The organism is Pseudomonas sp. ok272, assembly GCF_900109995.1.
In the GTDB taxonomy this organism is placed as follows: Bacteria; Pseudomonadota; Gammaproteobacteria; order Pseudomonadales; family Pseudomonadaceae; genus Aquipseudomonas.
In genome coordinates this window covers 268087-285543 of the sequence record NZ_FOCB01000004.1, presented here as the reverse complement: position 1 = coordinate 285543, position 17457 = coordinate 268087, and the positions used below count along the sequence as shown (strand labels likewise).

Below are 17457 nucleotides of genomic sequence, written 5' to 3'. Positions count from 1 at the left end.
CTTGTGCTGGTGCAAGGCGGAGAATGACGTGAGTAACGGGTGTGCTATGGGTGAACATACAAGCGAAAAAAAGCCGCCACTGAGTGATGTGACAGTGGTGTTGCTCGGGCACGAAGACGAGGCTTACCGGGCACGCGTAACCCGCTTCTATGATGCGCAGGACATCCGTTGGCTTGCTGTTGAATCGCGTGCTGGCGATGATGTCCAGTCCGCGCTGCGCCACGCGCTGCAAGAGGTCGATACGGCCTACTTGGTGCTGGCTCAGGAGAGTGATGTGTTGTTGGCGGATGCGCTCCATGCAGCGGCTAATTGGCTGCAGGAGCATCCCACCGAGCAAATGGCGCAAGGTTATGCGCTGGGTTATCGACCGGATAACAGTGTTGTAACGTACTACAAGCTCGGCGAAGCAGTGTCGGATGATGCCGGCGCAGATCCACGAGCGCGCATTGATCGCCATGCCACCAGCGGCTTGCACGCTTGGCGTGCGGTGGTTCGACGTGAAGCGTTTGGCATCGCGCTCGCGTCGTTACCTCCTGCACTGGCGTTCGACGAGTGCTTGGTTGCACTGTCATATGCGCTGCTGGCAGGCGGATCGGCCAAAGTGCTGGACTGCACCAGTGTGTTGATTGAGTGTGCCCCCGATGCGCCCGATCAGGTGGCCCGTGAACAGGCGCTGGCGGACCTGGTTCGTACTGTTCGACATTGGGACGCTGAGCGGCAAGCTGTGTGTGCTGACGATGACGGCTTTGTCATTTTGCGAAACTTCATCCACAACACCTACCCGGGCGGTCATACGGTCCATGTGTTCACCTCGTCATGGAACAGTATTGGCTCTGAGCCGGAGCGTCGTTTCGAACCGCGCCAGTTTGTCGAGTTGCCTTACTACAACGCGCGCTTGTTCAAGCAACTGACGGCACTGGAGTTCTTTCTTCATGCTTGGCCGGTGGGACGTCATCACATCCAGGCACTGGAGGGTGCGTGGGTACAGTTGCACGATTTACTGCAATCCCAAGCCAGTGACACTGCCGAGAGTCTTCAGCATCGTTACCGCCAGGCGTTGGCTTTGTATCGATTCAGCCCGCATGTCTGCCGCCTGTTGCTGGCAACACTCACGAGCAGTAGTGATGAAGCGCATGCGGAGGAGCTGCACGCGTGGCTGGCCCGCCTTGAGCGAGTAGTGCCTGTCGACGTTGAGTCGCGCTTGGCACTGACGCCTTCGGGAAGGATTCTTGACGCAATCAGGGCGGCAACGCCAGATACCGCTGGGAAACAGCGTATTGCACGGCATCTAGCCAGTCGTCAGGCGCCGGAAATCGCGCTGGTGATTTTCGACACGGATGACAACAACTACGCCCTGCAACGCACCTTTGACAGCATATTGGCCAGCGGTCTGCAGCGCTTTCGCATTGTGGTGCTCAAGAGCGGCAAGTTGCCGGCCATTACCTCCGAGCGTGACACGTTGCACTTCGTCAAGGTGACAGCCGAGAACCAAGTGCCGCACTTGAATCAAGTTCTGCGTCAGTTGTCCAGCGACTGGTACATCCTGCTGGATGCCGGTGACCTGTTCTGCGCCGGAGGGATGTTGCGCTTGCAGGTGGAACTCGGCGCGGAGCCGGAGTGCCTGGCCATTGCCGCCAACGAGGTGCAGCGTGATGCGGGTGGCCGCTTGATCAGCATCGTGCGCCCGGGTGCCGATATTGATCTGCTACGCAGCCGCCCTGACGTCATGTCCAGGCACTGGCTGATGAAGCGTCAGGCGGTGCTGGATGTCGGTGGGTACAGCGAGGTCTATCGACGGGCACTGGGGTTCGATGTGCTTTTGCGCCTGGTCGAGACCTGGGGGCCGGCATGCTTGTCGCATCTTGATGAGTACCTGGTGATCGGGCAACAAAGCGAAGCGGGGATGACGGATCACGCGTTGTCGAGCCTCAATCGCCACCTCGCCCAACTGGGCTATCGAGGCCAGGTCAGTGATCAGGGCGAAGGTCGGTTACATATTGATTTTCGCCATTCAACAACACCGCTGGTGAGTATTCTGGTCAGCGCGGGTAGTGATTTATCGCAACTCCAGACGTGTCTTACCAGTGTGATCCAGCGTAGCCGTTACCCGCGCTATGAGGTGCTGGTGGCGTGTACGTCGGACACCGTTGAAAGCTGCACGCAAGCCCTGCAGGGCTTTGGTCCGAAAGTCCGCCTGTTGGGCGTGGAGTGTGGCGGCACAGAAAGCGAGTTGCTTAAAGAAGCTGCCGCCCAGGCGCGTGGCGATTACCTGGTGTTTCTCTCCAGTCGCTGCCAAGTGGTGACACCGGCATGGATCGAGGCACTGCTGAATCAGGCAGAGCGTCCAGAGGTCGGCGTTGTTGGTGCGCGTTTGCTGGCAAGCAATGGCGCGATCAGTCATGCCGGTTATGAGTTGCTGGCCAGTCGCGAGGTGCATTCCACCTGGTTTGGATTGAAGCAGGCGACCGCCCGCCAATTGGGCTCGCGTGAAGTGCGCAGGTGCCAGGCGGTTTCGGCAGATTGTTTGATGGTGCGGCGTGATGTCTTCGAGCAATGCGCAACGTTGCCGATGACCGGCGGTGCGGACATTGATCTGTGCCTACGTGTTGCTGAAGCCGGCCTGTTGGTACTTAGCTCGCCCCATGCACACCTATCCGATGAGGCGGTGCCGACAGTGACCGAAGAGCAAGTCCAGTGGTTGTTCGAACAATGGCCGATGGCGTTTTCCCGTCAACGCGAGGGCGATAGCGATTTGTCACAGTGGTTAGACGAGATCGATACATAAGGTGTTCGTAGCTCAATAAGCAACGTGGACCAGGCGCCTGTTCGCCATTCATTACAGTAAATGTTTCAAGTAGGTGGTGAGTTGATCAGGTGTCGTGATCGCTCGCCACGATTGGCTAGCTTTGCGGCGATTGTTCAATAGTCGCGAAGCCGGGTTGACCGAATTATTGGATTTTGAGGGATGAGCGATGAACGGTGAAAAATTAAAGGGTATGCCCCTTGCGCATAAGTACTGCCTGGGGCGCGGGATCGAACTTGGGGCGGCAGCGCACAACGCATTTTATTTGCCTGACTGCCTCAATGTAGCCCCCAGTAACGGTACGGACTATGTCCATGAACGTGATCTGGCGGATTACATCAAGTACCGTGATGCGCAACTTCAACGTACCGGGACCGTGCTGCCGGTAGACTTGGTGGGTGACTTCCAATCCATTAAGTGCCCCGACCAGGCCTTTGATTACCTTGTCAGCTCCCATGTCATTGAGCATGCGCCGAACACCTTGGCGGCGTTCGTCGAGTCGTCGCGTGTCCTGAAGAATTTTGGTGTGTTCTTCTGCATTTTCCCCAAGCGTATTGCCGCTGCGACGGATGCCCTGCGTGCGCTGGCCCCTCTGTCTTTGCTGATTCAGGCGTTCGAGGAAGAGCTGGACATTCATGGGATGCCGGAAACGGACTGGCGTGAGCATTACCATGTGTTTTCCTTGCAGAGCATGCTCAAAGTCATCAACTACCTGAATACCAATGAGCTGGGTAGCTGGTACATCGAGTGCATTGAAGAAACCGACAGTAAAGTGGGTAACGGTCACACGATTGTCTTGCGCAAGTTCGACGGCCTGTCCGGGTCCCGCTGGGCTGACAGTGACGCGTTTGCGCAAGAGTTCACCAAGCAATACAACGCGGGAAAACTGGGCGAGGCGTTGGTCATGCTCAAGGTCTCGTTGTCGTATGACTTCTTTGATCCAGTAAAACTTCACCTTGCCGCGTGCCTGAGCCGTGAGTTGGGGGACGAGTATGAAAGTGTCGAGTTCTTGCGCCAGGCATTGATACTTGAGCCTGAGAACGAAGATTTCCGCAGTGAATTCTTCAGTTGGACGGGAAACTACTACATCAATCCGGTGCTCTGAAAAAGCGCCAACCCTGCGGCGGTGTCCAGGCGACTGGCGCCGATGTGGCGATCGACCCCAGGCCTCACTCGTGCGGTCTGGGGTTTTATTTTTCTGGGCGGACGCTGTGGGGCGGCAGTCGTCTGGGCCTTTGGCTGCGGCCTGTATGGCGCTTTTTGAGTCATTGATGGCACTTCCTGATGCGGTTCGGCGTTGCAAGCGTGACTTGGCAGTCGAAACGCGCATCTCTAAGCTATTGAGTCAGCGGCGGCGAGGTCGCAGCGGTATGCGAATTCCTGTAGCCAGGGTTCCTGCCTCCCTGAAAATTCCGCCATATCTATCGGGAAGCCACAATGATTGGCATCAAAAGTATCGCGAGTTACGTACCTGTCGAGGGCGTCGATAATTACGCCCAGGGTGCGAAATTCGGCAAGGATCAGGATTTCATTTTCGGCAAGATCGGTTCTACCTTCCTGCCGCGCAAGGATGCAGGCCAGGAAACGTCGGACCTTTGTGTGGAGGCAGTGAATGCTCTTTTCGCCGCCAACCCGTCGCTGGATCCGGCGTCAATCGATGCGCTAATCGTCGTAACCCAGAATGGCGATGCCGAAGGCCTGCCCCATACAGCCGCCATTGTGCAGCACAAGCTAGGCCTCTCCACCCAGATTGCAGCGTTCGACATTTCCCTGGGATGCTCCGGCTATGTTTATGGCCTTTACGCCATGAAAGGCTTCCTGGAAGCCACTGGGTTGAAGAATGGCCTGTTGATCACCGCCGATCCCTATTCAAAAATTGTCGATCCCGAAGACCGCAATACCACCATGCTCTTTGGTGATGCCGCGACGGTCACGTGGATGGGCGAGGGGGCCGACTGGCAGTTGGGTAAGTCGCGCTTCGGCACTGATGGCAGCGGCGCCGAATTTCTTAAGGTCAATGACGGTGTGTTCTTCATGAACGGTCGTCAGGTCTTCAACTTTGCGTTGCTCAAAGTCCCTGCACACCTGCACGAGCTGATCGAGGCGAGCCAGTTGGTCGCAGACGATATCGATCTGTATTGCATTCACCAGGGGAGTGCGGCGATTGTCGATGCCGTAGCTCGACGCTTTGAAGAAGAGCCCGCCAAATTTGTCAAGGATATGGCTGAGACTGGTAATACCGTATCTTCCAGTATTCCGCTGTTGCTGGAGAAACACGTGATCGGCTCGCAGCACAAACGTGTTGCCTTGAGCGGTTTTGGTGTCGGGTTGTCGTGGGGCTCTGCGATTATAGAGCGGGTATAACCCTAATCTGTTGTCATCTAGACAGACCCTCGTGCAAAGGATCTGTCTAGATAGGCAATCAGCTCATGTCGACACTCAGCAAGCGTGTAGCAAGATTTTTGACACTCGTCTGCGGTGCTTTCTTCAGAGGGATACAGCCTCTCTGGAAAACGATGACGCTGTCGTAGTAACTAATGCTGAATGTAAAGCGGGTTATAAAGTTCGGCTCGATGGTTCCGCGGGAATGGTCGGCATTCAGGTCATCGATGAACTGCTTGCTGATGTTGATGAACGTTTCAGGGTTATCCTTGCCGCCACCGTATTCTGGCCAATACGCTGTGTGCAGGTCTTCGACGATGTACAGGCCGTTCTTCGAGACTGTGGGATAGAGAAACTCGAACGTCTTGCGGATGTGCTCCATTTGATGACTGCCGTCATCCAGAACGATATCAAAGTTGCCAAATTCGTTGATCAGCCCTTGCAGGAATGCAGGGTCCGATTGGTCGCCGATGCGCACATGGATACCGTCTTCTTCCAGGGCTTTGCATTTTGGCTCTATATCGATGCCGACGATGGTGGCGAGCGGTCCGAAGAAGCGCTTCCACATTTGCAGTGACCCCCCCTTGGAAACACCAATTTCCAGAACCGTGATGGATTTGTTACGCCACTCCATCAGATGCTTTTCATAGATCGGAAAGTAATGAGTCCATTTGTGGATCAGCCGATCATCATTGGTGAGAAAGTCTTGCCAAAGGTTCATTGAAAGCTCCGTTGGGTCCGGTCCAGCACGCGGACCGTTGTGGGTAGAGTTGGCGCGACGACGGGAAAATGCCGGCCATGGAAGAGTGGAAGCCTTTAAGCAAGGTCTGTTCCAAGCGGTCTCAAGTCGTTGGTTTTATTGGGATGGCTAGGGGCCAGTAAAAAAATCTCAAATAAGCCCTAAAGCAACCTGAGTTCCCGACGATAACCATTACGAAGGTTCTCTAGGCCACACCCGGCGGATGCCAGGGCCGGAAGCCGTAGTCTCCATCCAACGAGGAATTCGTCATGGCATTAACCGTAAACACCAACGTCACGTCTCTGAGCGTTCAGAAAAACCTGAACCGTTCCTCCGACGCTCTGAGCACTTCGATGACCCGTCTGTCCTCGGGCCTGAAAATCAACAGTGCTAAAGACGACGCTGCTGGCCTGCAGATCGCTACCCGCATGACTTCGCAGATCCGCGGTCAGACCATGGCGATCAAAAACGCCAACGACGGTATCTCGATTGCCCAGACCGCTGAAGGCGCAATGCAGGAGCAGACCAACATTCTGCAGCGCATGCGTGAATTGGCCCTGCAGTCGGTGAACGACTCGAACAGCAAGCTGGACCGTGATGCCCTGGACAAAGAGTTCAAGGCAATGATCAGCGAAATCGGCCGTATCGCAGACAGCACCCAGTTGAACGGTAAGAACCTGCTCGACGGTAGCGCTGGCTCGATGGTCTTCCAGGTTGGTTCCAACACTGGCACCCAGAACCAGATCACCATCGACATGTCGAAAGGCCTGAGCTCTTTGGCTTCCGGTTCTTTGAGCGCCCTGGCCACCCAGACTATTTCGGGTGCTGTTAGCTCGGACGCCCAGAAGACTTTCAGCGCCGCGATGGGTGCAATTGATGCCGCCCTGGATACCATCAACGGCGTGCGTGCTGACCTGGGTGCTGCCCAGAACCGTCTGACCAGCACCATCAACAACCTGCAAAACATCAACGAGAACGCTGAAGCAGCTCGTGGTCGCGTACAAGATACCGACTTCGCTTCTGAAACTGCACAGCTGACCAAGCAACAAACTCTGCAACAAGCTTCCACCGCAGTACTGGCTCAAGCCAACCAACTGCCATCCGCTGTACTGAAACTGCTTCAGTAATAGCTGATGAGTTTTTGACGGGGGAGCGTGCTTGTCACGCTCTCTCGTTTTTTTGATTTCAGAGGTGATGGACATGGATATGAGCGTGAAGCTGAACTTGTCTTATCCTGCGGCGAAGCCGGCAACCCCTGTTGCTGAAGCCGCCGCGGAAAAGCCTCGAGCCGATGCCGCGTCAGTAGCATTGGTCAAGGATGAGCCCAAGGATGTAGCAAGTGAGCAAGACAAGCTGAAGATGGCCGTTCAAGAAATTGAAAAGTTCGTCCAGTCGGTCAAGCGTAATCTGGAGTTCTCTATCGACGAGCCTTCAGGCAAAGTAGTCGTCAAAGTCATTGCCAGTGACTCCGGTGAGGTCGTTCGTCAGATCCCCAATGAAGAAGTCCTTAAGCTGGCCAATAGCTTGAATGACGCGAGCAGCCTGCTATTCAGCGCCAGAGTCTGACGGCTGGCATGACATTTGATGCTGTAGTTTTTTGCGCGTTGTAGTGGTCAAAAGACCAGCGAGACACTGAAGGGAGATCAAGATGGCGAGTATAATTTTACCGGGCTTGGGTTTAGGTTCCGGCCTTAACACAGGTGCTATCGTCGAGGCGTTGGTTAATGCTGACAAGTCGGCCAAGCAGGGCCAGATTGATCGCGGCCTCAAGACCAACACGTCATCGATATCCGGTATCGGTAGCCTGCGTTCGGTGCTCGCCACGTTTCAGGCTTCGTTGAAGTCGCTGGGCAACACGATTGAGCCTCAGTTCGCGGGCTTTGTCGCGTCCTCTTCCGATCCGAAGGTGCTCACCGCGACTGCCAATAATTCGGCAGTCAACGGCATTTACAAGTTCGACGTCTCGCAACTCGCGACGGGGTCCAAGATTGCTACTGCCGCGTTCGATGGTGGCCCCAAGGCGCTCGTCAACGGCGGCGCTAGTGGGGTTCTGAAAATCTCCCAGGGTGATCCCGCTGGCGGCCCCGCTAAAACCTACGACCTCGATATACCGGACGGTTCCACCTTGGAATCTGTTGCCAAGGCCCTGAACGACAAGTATCAGTTCAGTGGCTTGAGCGCTAACGTGGTGACGGATAACTTCGGCTCCCGCCTGATGGTCAGTTCGGTGAATACGGGCAAGGGCTCCGATCTTTCGCTCAGCGGTGTCGGCCTGGATGTCGATGGTACGAAGGTTATTCCCGCTACCTCGACCAAGGCGTCGGCGGGTTCTGTTGGCTCGCTCGCTCTCGATGCGTTGTTCACCCTCGACGGCCTGTCGGTTAGCAGTCCGACCAACAAGCTGGACGGCACGCTTTCCGGGTTGTCGATGAACTTGCTCAGCACGGGGAAAACCCAAGTGCTGGTGACGGGTAATAACGATGGTTTGAAAGCATCAATCCAGAAGTTCGTCGATGCCTACAATGCGGTGGCTAATTCCATCACGTCGCTGACCAAGCCCTCACTCGATGATGACGGTAATCCGACCATTCCCGCTGCATTGACCGGCGATGCCATGCCGCGTGCGCTCCTGGCGGCAATCCGTGGTCCGCTGGCCGAGACGGGTAATGGCGACAAGCTCACCGTGCTCTCTCAGTTGGGGATCACCACCGATCAGAAAACCGGTGCGTTGAACTTCGATTCCACCAAGTTCAATGCGGCAATGAACGACAAGAAACTCGGTGGAGAGGTGCAGGATCTGTTTTCCGGCGAGAACGGTCTGCTCGCTCGCATGGATAAGGTAATCGCGCCTTACACCCAGACTGGCGGCATTCTCGATACCCGAAACACGGCGCTGGCCAAAACCAAGACCAGGCTCGACAACGACCAGATGGCCTTGAATCGTCGGATCGCATCCCTGACCGACATGCTGACCAAAAAGTACAACGCGATGGATACGCTAGTCGGCAAGCTGAAAGCGACGGCCAGTAATATCACCTCGATGTTCGATGCGATGAACGCACAGAAGAAAGGCTGATAGCTGAAAGTGCCAAAAGCCCGGCAGCGTTTCCTCGCTCCGGGCTTTTGGTTTTTTGGGCCTAAAGTTTATTGACGTTTCGTCGATACATTGGTTTATACGATTCACAGATTTTTGATGAGGTAGAACATGAATCCAATGTTAGCCCTTCGCCAATACCAGAAGATTGGCGCCCAGGCGCAGACCTCCGAGGCCAGCCCTCATCGTCTGGTCCAGATGTTGATGGAAGGTGCCCTTGACCGTATCGCCCAGGCCAAGGGTGCGCTGGATCGAGGAGATATCGCCAGCAAAGGTATGCTGATTGGCAAGGCCATCGACATCATTGGTGGTTTGCGCGAGGGGCTTGACCTGGAGAACCAGGCTGACCTGGTAGGTGAGCTGGACAGTCTCTACGCCTACATGATGACGCGCCTGCTTGAAGCGAATGCCAAGAGCAGTCCGGTCATCCTCGACGAGGTCGCTGGCTTGATTCGTACAGTCAAGGATGGCTGGGATGCCATCGGTACTCCTGTTCCGCAGTTCTAAGGAGGTCGTCATGAGTCTTGTATTGCAGCGAATCGAACAAACCCGTGAGGCATTGATGGGCGCGCTGCTCGAGCGCGACTGGGAGGCCATCGGCAAGCTTGATGAGACCTGTCGCGCCTGCATCGACGACGTGTTGAGCGAGGCTTCAATGGACGAAGATCTCTTGCGTGAAAAACTGGAGGGCTTGTTGGCAGTCTATCGCCAACTTGTGGAAGTAACGACAGGCGAGCGCCAGGCAATCGTTGATGAGATGACTCAGGTCAACCAAGCGAAAAATGCGGCAAAGGTTTACGATTTGTTCGGTTAATATTCAGTTATTCCGAGCGTAGCGCGCCATAAATTTGACTGTGCACGTTTTTTTGACTTTACTAGTGGCTGATTTCAGATGTCAGGCGTCCAACAGGCTAGCGTGTGCCGTTGAGTGCCTAGATTGCCCTCTCATTTCGGGCATATGAGTTGACCAGGGAAGTTGCTATTGCATGTGGCGTGAAACCAAAATTCTGCTAATCGATGACGATAGCGTCCGCCGCCGCGACCAGGCGGTGATTTTAAATTTTCTCGGTGAAGAAAATTTACCCTGTGGAAGCCATGACTGGCAGCAGGCTGTTGCTTCGTTGTCATCTAGTCGTGAAGTCATTTGTGTCCTGATCGGGACGGTCAATGCACCTGGCGCGTTGTTGGGTCTGCTAAAGACACTCTCGACCTGGGATGAGTTCCTTCCGGTTTTGCTGATGGGGGATAATTCTTCCCTCGATCTGCCCGAAGACCAACGTCGTCGCGTGCTTTCCACCCTGGAAATGCCGCCCAGCTACAGCAAGCTGCTTGACTCCCTGCACCGTGCCCAGGTCTATCGCGAGATGTATGACCAGGCCCGCGAGCGTGGTCGGCACCGTGAGCCCAATCTTTTCCGCAGTCTTGTCGGCACCAGCCGGGCGATTCAGCACGTCCGTCAGATGATGCAGCAAGTGGCGGATACTGATGCCAGTGTGCTGATCCTCGGTGAGTCGGGCACGGGCAAGGAAGTGGTCGCGCGTAACCTGCACTATCACTCCAAGCGCCGTGATGCGCCGTTCGTTCCGGTCAACTGTGGGGCGATCCCGGCCGAGTTGCTCGAAAGCGAGCTGTTCGGTCATGAGAAGGGTGCCTTTACCGGAGCGATCACCAGTCGTGCCGGGCGTTTTGAGTTGGCCAATGGCGGCACGCTGTTCCTCGACGAAATCGGCGACATGCCGCTGCCGATGCAGGTCAAGCTGCTGCGTGTGCTGCAGGAGCGTACGTTCGAGCGCGTCGGCAGCAACAAGACCCAAAGCGTCGATGTGCGCATCATTGCGGCGACCCACAAGAACCTCGAAAGCATGATTGAGGTCGGCACGTTCCGTGAAGACCTGTATTACCGCCTCAACGTGTTCCCGATTGAAATGGCCCCGCTGCGCGAGCGTGTCGAGGACATCCCGCTACTGATGAACGAGCTGATCTCGCGCATGGAGCACGAGAAGCGCGGCTCCATTCGTTTCAACTCCGCGGCGATCATGTCGCTGTGTCGTCACGGCTGGCCGGGCAATGTCCGCGAACTGGCCAACCTGGTGGAGCGCATGGCGATCATGCATCCGTACGGGGTGATTGGCGTGGTCGAGTTGCCGAAGAAGTTTCGCTACGTCGACGATGAAGACGAACAGTTGGTGGACAGGCTGCGCAGCGACTTGGAGGAGCGGGTGGCCATCAACGGTCATGCCCCTGACTTCACCGCCAGTGCCCTGCTGCCGCCCGAAGGCCTGGATCTCAAGGATTACCTCGGTGGCCTGGAGCAAGGGCTGATACAGCAAGCGCTGGACGATGCCAATGGTATCGTGGCGCGTGCAGCCGAGCGCCTGCGTATTCGTCGTACCACCCTGGTGGAGAAAATGCGCAAGTACGGCATGAGTCGTCGAGACGGTGAGGAACAGGCAGACGATTGACGCCTGTTTTTCAACTCGTTGAATAATCGATAGTTTTTTTTAGGCACGAGTATTGCTACATCCCTCGCAACGTTCCGTTTCACTGACGGTCAGCCAAGCGAGAGAGCACGATGCCCCACGCCGCCCAGATGACTCCAGCCCCCGACACGCCTTCCGTAGAGCCGGCGAGTCGGCTTGGCCTCGAACAGGCGTTCGCACTGTTCAATCAGATGTCGAGCCAACTTACTGACTCCTACAGCATGCTCGAAGCGCGGGTCACCGAGCTTAAGGGGGAGTTGGAGGTCGTCAGTGCCCAGCGCATGCAAGAGCTGGCCGAAAAAGAGCGCCTGGCCAACCGTCTGCAAAACCTGTTGGACCTGCTGCCGGGCGGGGTCATCGTGATCGACGGCCATGGCATGGTGCGCGAAGCCAATCCGGCCGCTTGCGAGCTGCTCGGCCTGCCGCTGGAAGGTCAGCTGTGGCGCCATGTCATTACCCGTTGCTTTGCTCCCCGTGAAGACGACGGCCATGAAATCTCCCTGAAGAACGGTCGACGCCTGTCGATTGCTACCCGCTCGCTGGACGCCGAGCCGGGGCAGTTGGTGCTGCTCAACGACCTGACTGAAACCCGACACCTGCAAGATCAGTTGGCCCGTCACGAACGGTTGTCTTCTTTGGGAAGGATGGTCGCGTCCCTGGCGCACCAGATTCGCACGCCGCTCTCGGCCGCCTTGCTCTATGCCAGCCATTTGACCGAGCAGGAGCTGCCTGTGGCGACCCAGCAGCGTTTTGCCGGACGCTTGAAGGAGCGGCTGCACGAGCTAGAGCATCAGGTGCGCGACATGTTGGTATTCGCCCGAGGCGAATTGCCGCTGACCGACCGCGTGACGCCCAAGGTCCTCCTGCAATCGCTGCAGGCGGCGGCGTTGACGCATGTCCAGGGCTTACCGATGCGCTGGCAGTGCGACAGTCATGTCGGCGAGCTGCTGTGCAATCGCGACACCCTGGTGGGGGCAATCCTCAATCTGATTGAAAACGCCATTCAGGCCAGCGGCAGTGATGTTCGTCTGAAAGTGCACCTGTATACCCGGGGCGACAGCCTGCGGTTGAGCGTCAGCGATAGCGGCGCTGGCATTGATGCGGCAGTACTGGAACGCCTGGGCGAGCCGTTTTTCACCACCAAGACCACCGGCACTGGTCTTGGCCTGACCGTGGTCAAGGCAGTGGCACGAGCCCATCAGGGACAATTGCAGTTGCGCTCGCGGCCGGGTCGCGGCACGTGTGCCACGCTGATCCTGCCGTTGTTTTCCAGTGCTCGGCACGCAATAGAGTAAGGACGATGGCTATCAAGATTCTATTGGTCGAAGACGACCGTGCATTACGCGAGGCTCTGGCCGATACGCTGTTACTGGCAGGCCACGACTACACGGCGGTCAGCTCGGCCGAAGACGCGCTGGACGCTGCGGCCGGTGAGCCGTTCAATCTGGTGGTCAGCGACGTCAATATGCCGGGCATGGACGGTCATCAACTGCTCAGCGCGTTGCGCGCCCGTTACCCACAATTGCCCGTGTTGCTGATGACGGCCCATGGCGCCGTCGAGCGTGCCGTGGACGCGATGCGCCAGGGGGCGGCGGATTATCTGGTCAAGCCATTCGAGCCCAAGGCGTTGCTCGATTTGGTGGCGCAGCATGCCTTGGGCGACGTGGGCAGCGCCGACGGCGAGGGTCCGGTGGCATTCGAGCCTGCCAGTGCCCAGTTGCTGGAATTGGCGGTGCGGGTGGCACGCAGTGATTCCACGGTGTTGATCTCCGGCGAGTCCGGGACCGGCAAGGAAGTGCTGGCGCGCTACATCCATCAGCATTCACATCGTTCCAGCCAGCCATTCATCGCAATCAACTGCGCGGCCATTCCGGACAACATGCTCGAAGCGACCTTGTTCGGTCATGAGAAAGGCTCGTTCACCGGGGCAATCGCCGCGCAGGCAGGCAAGTTCGAACAGGCTGATGGCGGGACCATCCTGCTGGACGAGATTTCCGAGATGCCCTTGGGCTTGCAGGCCAAGCTGTTGCGGGTGTTGCAGGAGCGAGAGGTCGAGCGGGTGGGCGCGCGCAAGCCGATCACGCTGGACATTCGCGTGGTCGCGACGACTAACCGTGACTTGGCCGGCGAAGTGGCGGCGGGGCGGTTTCGTGAAGACCTTTACTATCGCCTGTCGGTTTTCCCTCTGGCCTGGCGTCCGCTGCGTGAGCGCACCGCCGATATTCTGCCGCTGGCCGAGCGCCTGCTGGCCAAACACGTCAATAAAATGAAGCACGCTGCGGCCAGGCTTTCGCCTGAGGCTCAAGCGTGCCTGATCGGCTACCCGTGGCCGGGCAACGTGCGCGAGTTGGATAACGCCATTCAGCGGGCCTTGATCCTGCAGCAGGGCGGGATGATCGAGCCTCCGGATTTCTGCCTGAGCGGTGCGGTGGCCTGCGCGCCCTTGCCGGTGCCGGCTGTCCGAGTGTCGGCGGTTGAAGTGCCGCAAGGTGAAACAGCCGGTGCGTTGGGTGACGACCTGCGTCGTCGTGAGTTCCAGATGATCATCGACACCCTGCGCGCCGAGCGCGGGCGGCGCAAAGAAGCGGCCGAGCGCCTGGGCATCAGTCCGCGGACCCTGCGCTACAAGCTGGCGCAGATGCGTGACGCCGGAATGGATGTCGAAGCCTATTTGTTTGCGACGTAGGTGTCTGCGCGAGAAAGTCCAGGAGGGGCTTTTTGTCAAACGTGGCCATGGAGCTGGCACCCTTGTTGCTAACAATCAGTCTATCCGCTGAGTGAGTGTCAAAAAATTGCGGGTCGCCCAAGAGAGTAGTCCATGAGCCAAGGTATTGAATTCAATCGGTTGATGCTGGACATGCGCGCCATGCAAATGGACGCCATGGCTCAACCTAAAGCCAGTGCGGCCGTGCCGGAACTGGCGGGCAGCAGCTTTGCCGACATGCTCGGCCAGGCTGTGAACAAGGTCAACGATACGCAGCAGGCGTCTTCCCAGCTGTCCACCGCCTTCGAAATCGGCAAAAGCGGTGTCGACCTGACCGACGTGATGATCGCCAAGGAAAAAGCCGGTGTCTCTTTCCAGGCCCTGACGCAAGTGCGTAACAAGCTGGTTCAGGCTTACCAAGACATCATGCAGATGCCGGTTTAAGGACGAATTGAGTCATGGCAGAAGCAGTCGCCGATAACATCCCGGCCAAGACCACCCCCGTAGACGGCAAACCGCCGCTGTTTGGGTTATCCTTCCTGGAAAACCTCTCCGAGATGACGATGCTGCGTCAGGTAGGCCTGTTGGTCGGCCTGGCTGCCAGCGTAGCGATTGGCTTTGCCGTGGTGCTGTGGTCACAGCAGCCTGATTACCGGCCCCTGTACGGCAGCCTCGCCGGGATGGACGCCAAGCAGGTCATGGAAACCCTGGCCACCGCCGACATTCCGTACACCGTCGAACCCAACTCCGGAGCCTTGCTGGTCAAGGCCGATGACGTGTCGCGGGCGCGGTTGAAACTGGCCGCTGCGGGTGTCACGCCCACTGACGGCAACATCGGCTTTGAAATCCTCGACAAGGACCAGGGCCTGGGTACCAGCCAGTTCATGGAAGCGACCCGTTATCGTCGCGGCCTTGAAGGTGAGTTGGCCCGCACCATTTCCAGCCTGAACAACGTCAAGGGTGCCCGGGTGCACCTGGCGATTCCGAAAAGCTCGGTGTTCGTGCGCGATGAGCGCAAGCCAAGTGCTTCGGTTCTGGTGGAACTCTACGCCGGCCGCTCATTGGAGCCAGGTCAGGTGCTGGCCATCGTCAACCTGGTGGCAACCAGCGTTCCCGAACTGAGCAAGTCGCAAATCACCGTGGTCGACCAGAAGGGCACCTTGCTCTCCGACCAGGCAGAGACTTCCGCGCTGACCATGGCTGGCAAGCAGTTCGACTACAGCCGCCGCATGGAAAGCATGCTCACCCAGCGCGTGCATAACATCCTGCAGCCAGTGCTGGGCAATGACCGCTACAAGGCTGAAGTTTCCGCCGACATCGACTTCAGTGCCGTCGAGTCTACTTCCGAGCAGTTCAACCCCGACCAGCCGGCGCTGCGCAGCGAGCAATCGACGTCCGAGCAACGCACCGCGAGCAATGGCCCGCAGGGTGTCCCGGGGGCCTTGAGCAACCAGCCGCCTGCGCCGGCCTCGGCACCGCAAACCACCGGCGGCGCCACGGCGCAAGCGGGCATGGTGCAGCCCGGCCAGCCATTGTTGGATGCCAACGGCCAGCAGATCATGGATCCGGCCACCGGCCAGCCGATGCTCGCGCCGTACCCGGCCGACAAGCGTCAACAATCCACCAAGAATTTTGAACTTGACCGCTCCATCAGCCACACCAAGCAGCAGCAGGGTCGCCTGAATCGCCTGTCGGTGTCGGTGGTGGTGGATGACCAGGTCAAGATCAACCCGGCCAATGGCGAAACCACCCGTGCCCCGTGGAGCGCCGATGAATTGACGCGCTTCACTCGCCTGGTGCAGGACGCCGTCGGTTTCGATGCCAGTCGTGGCGACAGCGTCAGCGTGATCAACATGCCGTTCTCCGCCGAGCGCGGCGAAGTGATCGCGGAGATCCCGTTCTATTCGCAACCGTGGTTCTGGGACATCGTCAAGCAAGTGCTGGGCGTGCTGTTCATTCTGGTGCTGGTCTTCGGTGTGCTGCGACCGGTACTCAACAACATCACCGGTGGCGGCAAGAACCGGCAGTTGGCAGGCATCGGCAATGATTCCGAGCTGGGCGGCATGGGCGGCCTGGATGAGCTGGGCAGCGACCGCGTCAGCCTCGGCGGCCCGCAAAGTATCCTGCTGCCGAGCCCGAGCGAAGGCTATGACGCACAGTTGAACGCAATCAAGAGCCTGGTGGCCGAAGACCCGGGTCGCGTGGCCCAGGTCGTGAAAGAGTGGATTAACGCAGATGAGTGAGAACCGAGCCGCTATCGCCAAACTCAGCCGGGTCGACAAAGCCGCGATCCTGCTGCTGTCCCTGGGTGAAACCGATGCCGCACAAGTGCTGCGCCACATGGGCCCCAAAGAGGTTCAGAAAGTGGGCGTGGCCATGGCGCAAATGGGCAACGTGCACCGTGAGCAGGTCGAGCAGGTGATGAGCGAGTTCGTCGACATCGTCGGCGACCAGACCAGCCTGGGCGTTGGCTCCGATGGCTACATTCGCAAGATGCTCACCCAGGCCTTGGGCGAGGACAAGGCCAACGGCCTCATCGACCGCATCCTGCTGGGCGGCAACACCAGCGGCCTGGACAGCCTCAAGTGGATGGAGCCGCGTGCCGTGGCGGACGTGATCCGCTATGAACACCCGCAGATCCAGGCCATCGTCGTCGCTTACCTGGATCCGGACCAGGCCGGCGAAGTGCTGGGCAACTTCGACCACAAGGTGCGCCTGGACATCATCCTGCGCGTCTCGTCGCTCAACACCGTGCAGCCGGCCGCGCTCAAGGAACTGAACCAGATCCTGGAGAAGCAGTTCTCCGGCAACTCCAATGCCTCGCGCACCACCCTGGGTGGTATCAAGCGTGCGGCGGACATCATGAACTTCCTCGACAGCTCCATCGAAGGCCAGTTGATGGACTCGATTCGCGAAGTCGACGAAGACCTGTCCGGTCAGATCGAAGATCTCATGTTCGTGTTCAACAACCTGTCCGACGTCGACGATCGCGGGATCCAGGCGTTGCTGCGCGAAGTGTCCTCCGACGTGCTGGTGCTGGCCCTCAAGGGTTCGGACGAAGGCGTCAAGGAGAAAATCTTCAAGAACATGTCCAAGCGTGCTGCCGAACTGTTGCGCGACGACCTGGAGGCCAAGGGGCCGGTGCGTGTCAGCGACGTCGAGACCGCGCAAAAAGAAATCCTCACCATTGCCCGCCGTATGGCCGAAGCCGGAGAAATCGTTCTCGGCGGGAAGGGCGGCGAAGAAATGATCTGA

15 protein-coding genes are annotated in these 17457 nt (G+C 57.9%); 14 read left to right on the top strand and 1 reads right to left on the bottom strand.

Annotated features, from left to right (window positions below; translation table 11 throughout):
• The first annotated feature begins 46 nt into the window (after positions 1–46).
• The 3 genes from BMW74_RS09240 (at position 47) to BMW74_RS09230 (ending at position 5167) form a co-directional block, all read left to right on the top strand.
• Positions 47–2785, top strand: coding sequence for a glycosyltransferase (locus BMW74_RS09240; RefSeq protein WP_093417151.1), 2739 nt, complete (start codon positions 47–49; stop codon positions 2783–2785).
• A gap of 187 nt (positions 2786–2972) precedes the next feature.
• Positions 2973–3908, top strand: a complete 936-nt coding sequence (locus tag BMW74_RS09235) for a methyltransferase domain-containing protein (RefSeq protein ID WP_256562551.1) — start codon at positions 2973–2975, stop codon at positions 3906–3908.
• A 332-nt stretch (positions 3909–4240) separates the two neighbouring features.
• Positions 4241–5167, top strand: a complete 927-nt coding sequence (locus BMW74_RS09230; RefSeq protein ID WP_093417147.1) for a ketoacyl-ACP synthase III — start codon at positions 4241–4243, stop codon at positions 5165–5167.
• 58 nt (positions 5168–5225) lie between these two features.
• On the opposite strand, the gene BMW74_RS09225 is transcribed toward BMW74_RS09230, so the two are convergent.
• Positions 5226–5906 (bottom strand): class I SAM-dependent methyltransferase, encoded by a 681-nt coding sequence (locus BMW74_RS09225; RefSeq protein ID WP_093417142.1) that lies wholly within the window; start codon positions 5904–5906, stop codon positions 5226–5228.
• Positions 5907–6193: 287 nt separating this feature from the next.
• Between BMW74_RS09225 and BMW74_RS09220 the strand changes: the two genes are divergently transcribed.
• The 11 genes from BMW74_RS09220 (at position 6194) to fliG (ending at position 17457) form a co-directional block, all read left to right on the top strand.
• The gene (locus BMW74_RS09220; protein ID WP_093417137.1) at positions 6194–7051 is read left to right on the top strand and encodes a flagellin domain-containing protein; all 858 of its coding nucleotides are present in this window, start codon (positions 6194–6196) and stop codon (positions 7049–7051) included.
• 73 nt (positions 7052–7124) lie between these two features.
• Complete coding sequence (locus BMW74_RS09215) at positions 7125–7490, top strand: flagellar protein FlaG (protein ID WP_093417405.1); 366 nt, start codon at positions 7125–7127, stop codon at positions 7488–7490.
• An 82-nt stretch (positions 7491–7572) separates the two neighbouring features.
• Complete coding sequence (gene fliD / locus BMW74_RS09210) at positions 7573–9000, top strand: flagellar filament capping protein FliD (RefSeq protein ID WP_093417134.1); 1428 nt, start codon at positions 7573–7575, stop codon at positions 8998–9000.
• A gap of 129 nt (positions 9001–9129) precedes the next feature.
• On the top strand, positions 9130–9525 hold the full coding sequence (gene fliS, locus BMW74_RS09205; protein WP_093417131.1) for a flagellar export chaperone FliS: 396 nt from the start codon (positions 9130–9132) through the stop codon (positions 9523–9525).
• Between the two features lie 10 nt (positions 9526–9535).
• Positions 9536–9832 (top strand): flagellar protein FliT, encoded by a 297-nt coding sequence (locus tag BMW74_RS09200; RefSeq protein WP_093417128.1) that lies wholly within the window; start codon positions 9536–9538, stop codon positions 9830–9832.
• A gap of 172 nt (positions 9833–10004) precedes the next feature.
• Positions 10005–11480, top strand: a complete 1476-nt coding sequence (locus tag BMW74_RS09195) for a sigma-54 dependent transcriptional regulator (RefSeq protein WP_093417125.1) — start codon at positions 10005–10007, stop codon at positions 11478–11480.
• 110 nt (positions 11481–11590) lie between these two features.
• Positions 11591–12793, top strand: a complete 1203-nt coding sequence (locus BMW74_RS09190) for a sensor histidine kinase (protein ID WP_093417122.1) — start codon at positions 11591–11593, stop codon at positions 12791–12793.
• 5 nt (positions 12794–12798) lie between these two features.
• Positions 12799–14184, top strand: coding sequence for a sigma-54-dependent transcriptional regulator (locus BMW74_RS09185; RefSeq protein WP_093417118.1), 1386 nt, complete (start codon positions 12799–12801; stop codon positions 14182–14184).
• 132 nt (positions 14185–14316) lie between these two features.
• Positions 14317–14646 (top strand): flagellar hook-basal body complex protein FliE, encoded by a 330-nt coding sequence (gene fliE / locus BMW74_RS09180; RefSeq protein ID WP_093417116.1) that lies wholly within the window; start codon positions 14317–14319, stop codon positions 14644–14646.
• 14 nt (positions 14647–14660) lie between these two features.
• Entirely contained in the window at positions 14661–16445 is a 1785-nt protein-coding gene (fliF, locus tag BMW74_RS09175) for a flagellar basal-body MS-ring/collar protein FliF (protein ID WP_093417114.1), read from the top strand.
• Entirely contained in the window at positions 16438–17457 is a 1020-nt protein-coding gene (gene fliG / locus BMW74_RS09170) for a flagellar motor switch protein FliG (protein WP_093417111.1), read from the top strand. The genes fliF and fliG overlap by 8 nt, the downstream gene beginning before the upstream one ends.

Bases quoted from the DNA above. Each gene is read 5' to 3' on its own strand.
- BMW74_RS09240 (WP_093417151.1), top strand. From the start codon at position 47: ATGGGTGAACATACAAGCGAAAAAAAGCCGCCACTGAGTGATGTGACA.
- BMW74_RS09235 (WP_256562551.1), top strand. From the start codon at position 2,973: ATGAACGGTGAAAAATTAAAGGGTATGCCCCTTGCGCATAAGTACTGC.
- BMW74_RS09230 (WP_093417147.1), top strand. From the start codon at position 4,241: ATGATTGGCATCAAAAGTATCGCGAGTTACGTACCTGTCGAGGGCGTC.
- BMW74_RS09225 (WP_093417142.1), bottom strand. From the start codon at position 5,906: ATGAACCTTTGGCAAGACTTTCTCACCAATGATGATCGGCTGATCCAC.
- BMW74_RS09220 (WP_093417137.1), top strand. From the start codon at position 6,194: ATGGCATTAACCGTAAACACCAACGTCACGTCTCTGAGCGTTCAGAAA.
- BMW74_RS09215 (WP_093417405.1), top strand. From the start codon at position 7,125: ATGGATATGAGCGTGAAGCTGAACTTGTCTTATCCTGCGGCGAAGCCG.
- fliD (WP_093417134.1), top strand. From the start codon at position 7,573: ATGGCGAGTATAATTTTACCGGGCTTGGGTTTAGGTTCCGGCCTTAAC.
- fliS (WP_093417131.1), top strand. From the start codon at position 9,130: ATGAATCCAATGTTAGCCCTTCGCCAATACCAGAAGATTGGCGCCCAG.
- BMW74_RS09200 (WP_093417128.1), top strand. From the start codon at position 9,536: ATGAGTCTTGTATTGCAGCGAATCGAACAAACCCGTGAGGCATTGATG.
- BMW74_RS09195 (WP_093417125.1), top strand. From the start codon at position 10,005: ATGTGGCGTGAAACCAAAATTCTGCTAATCGATGACGATAGCGTCCGC.
- BMW74_RS09190 (WP_093417122.1), top strand. From the start codon at position 11,591: ATGCCCCACGCCGCCCAGATGACTCCAGCCCCCGACACGCCTTCCGTA.
- BMW74_RS09185 (WP_093417118.1), top strand. From the start codon at position 12,799: ATGGCTATCAAGATTCTATTGGTCGAAGACGACCGTGCATTACGCGAG.
- fliE (WP_093417116.1), top strand. From the start codon at position 14,317: ATGAGCCAAGGTATTGAATTCAATCGGTTGATGCTGGACATGCGCGCC.
- fliF (WP_093417114.1), top strand. From the start codon at position 14,661: ATGGCAGAAGCAGTCGCCGATAACATCCCGGCCAAGACCACCCCCGTA.
- fliG (WP_093417111.1), top strand. From the start codon at position 16,438: ATGAGTGAGAACCGAGCCGCTATCGCCAAACTCAGCCGGGTCGACAAA.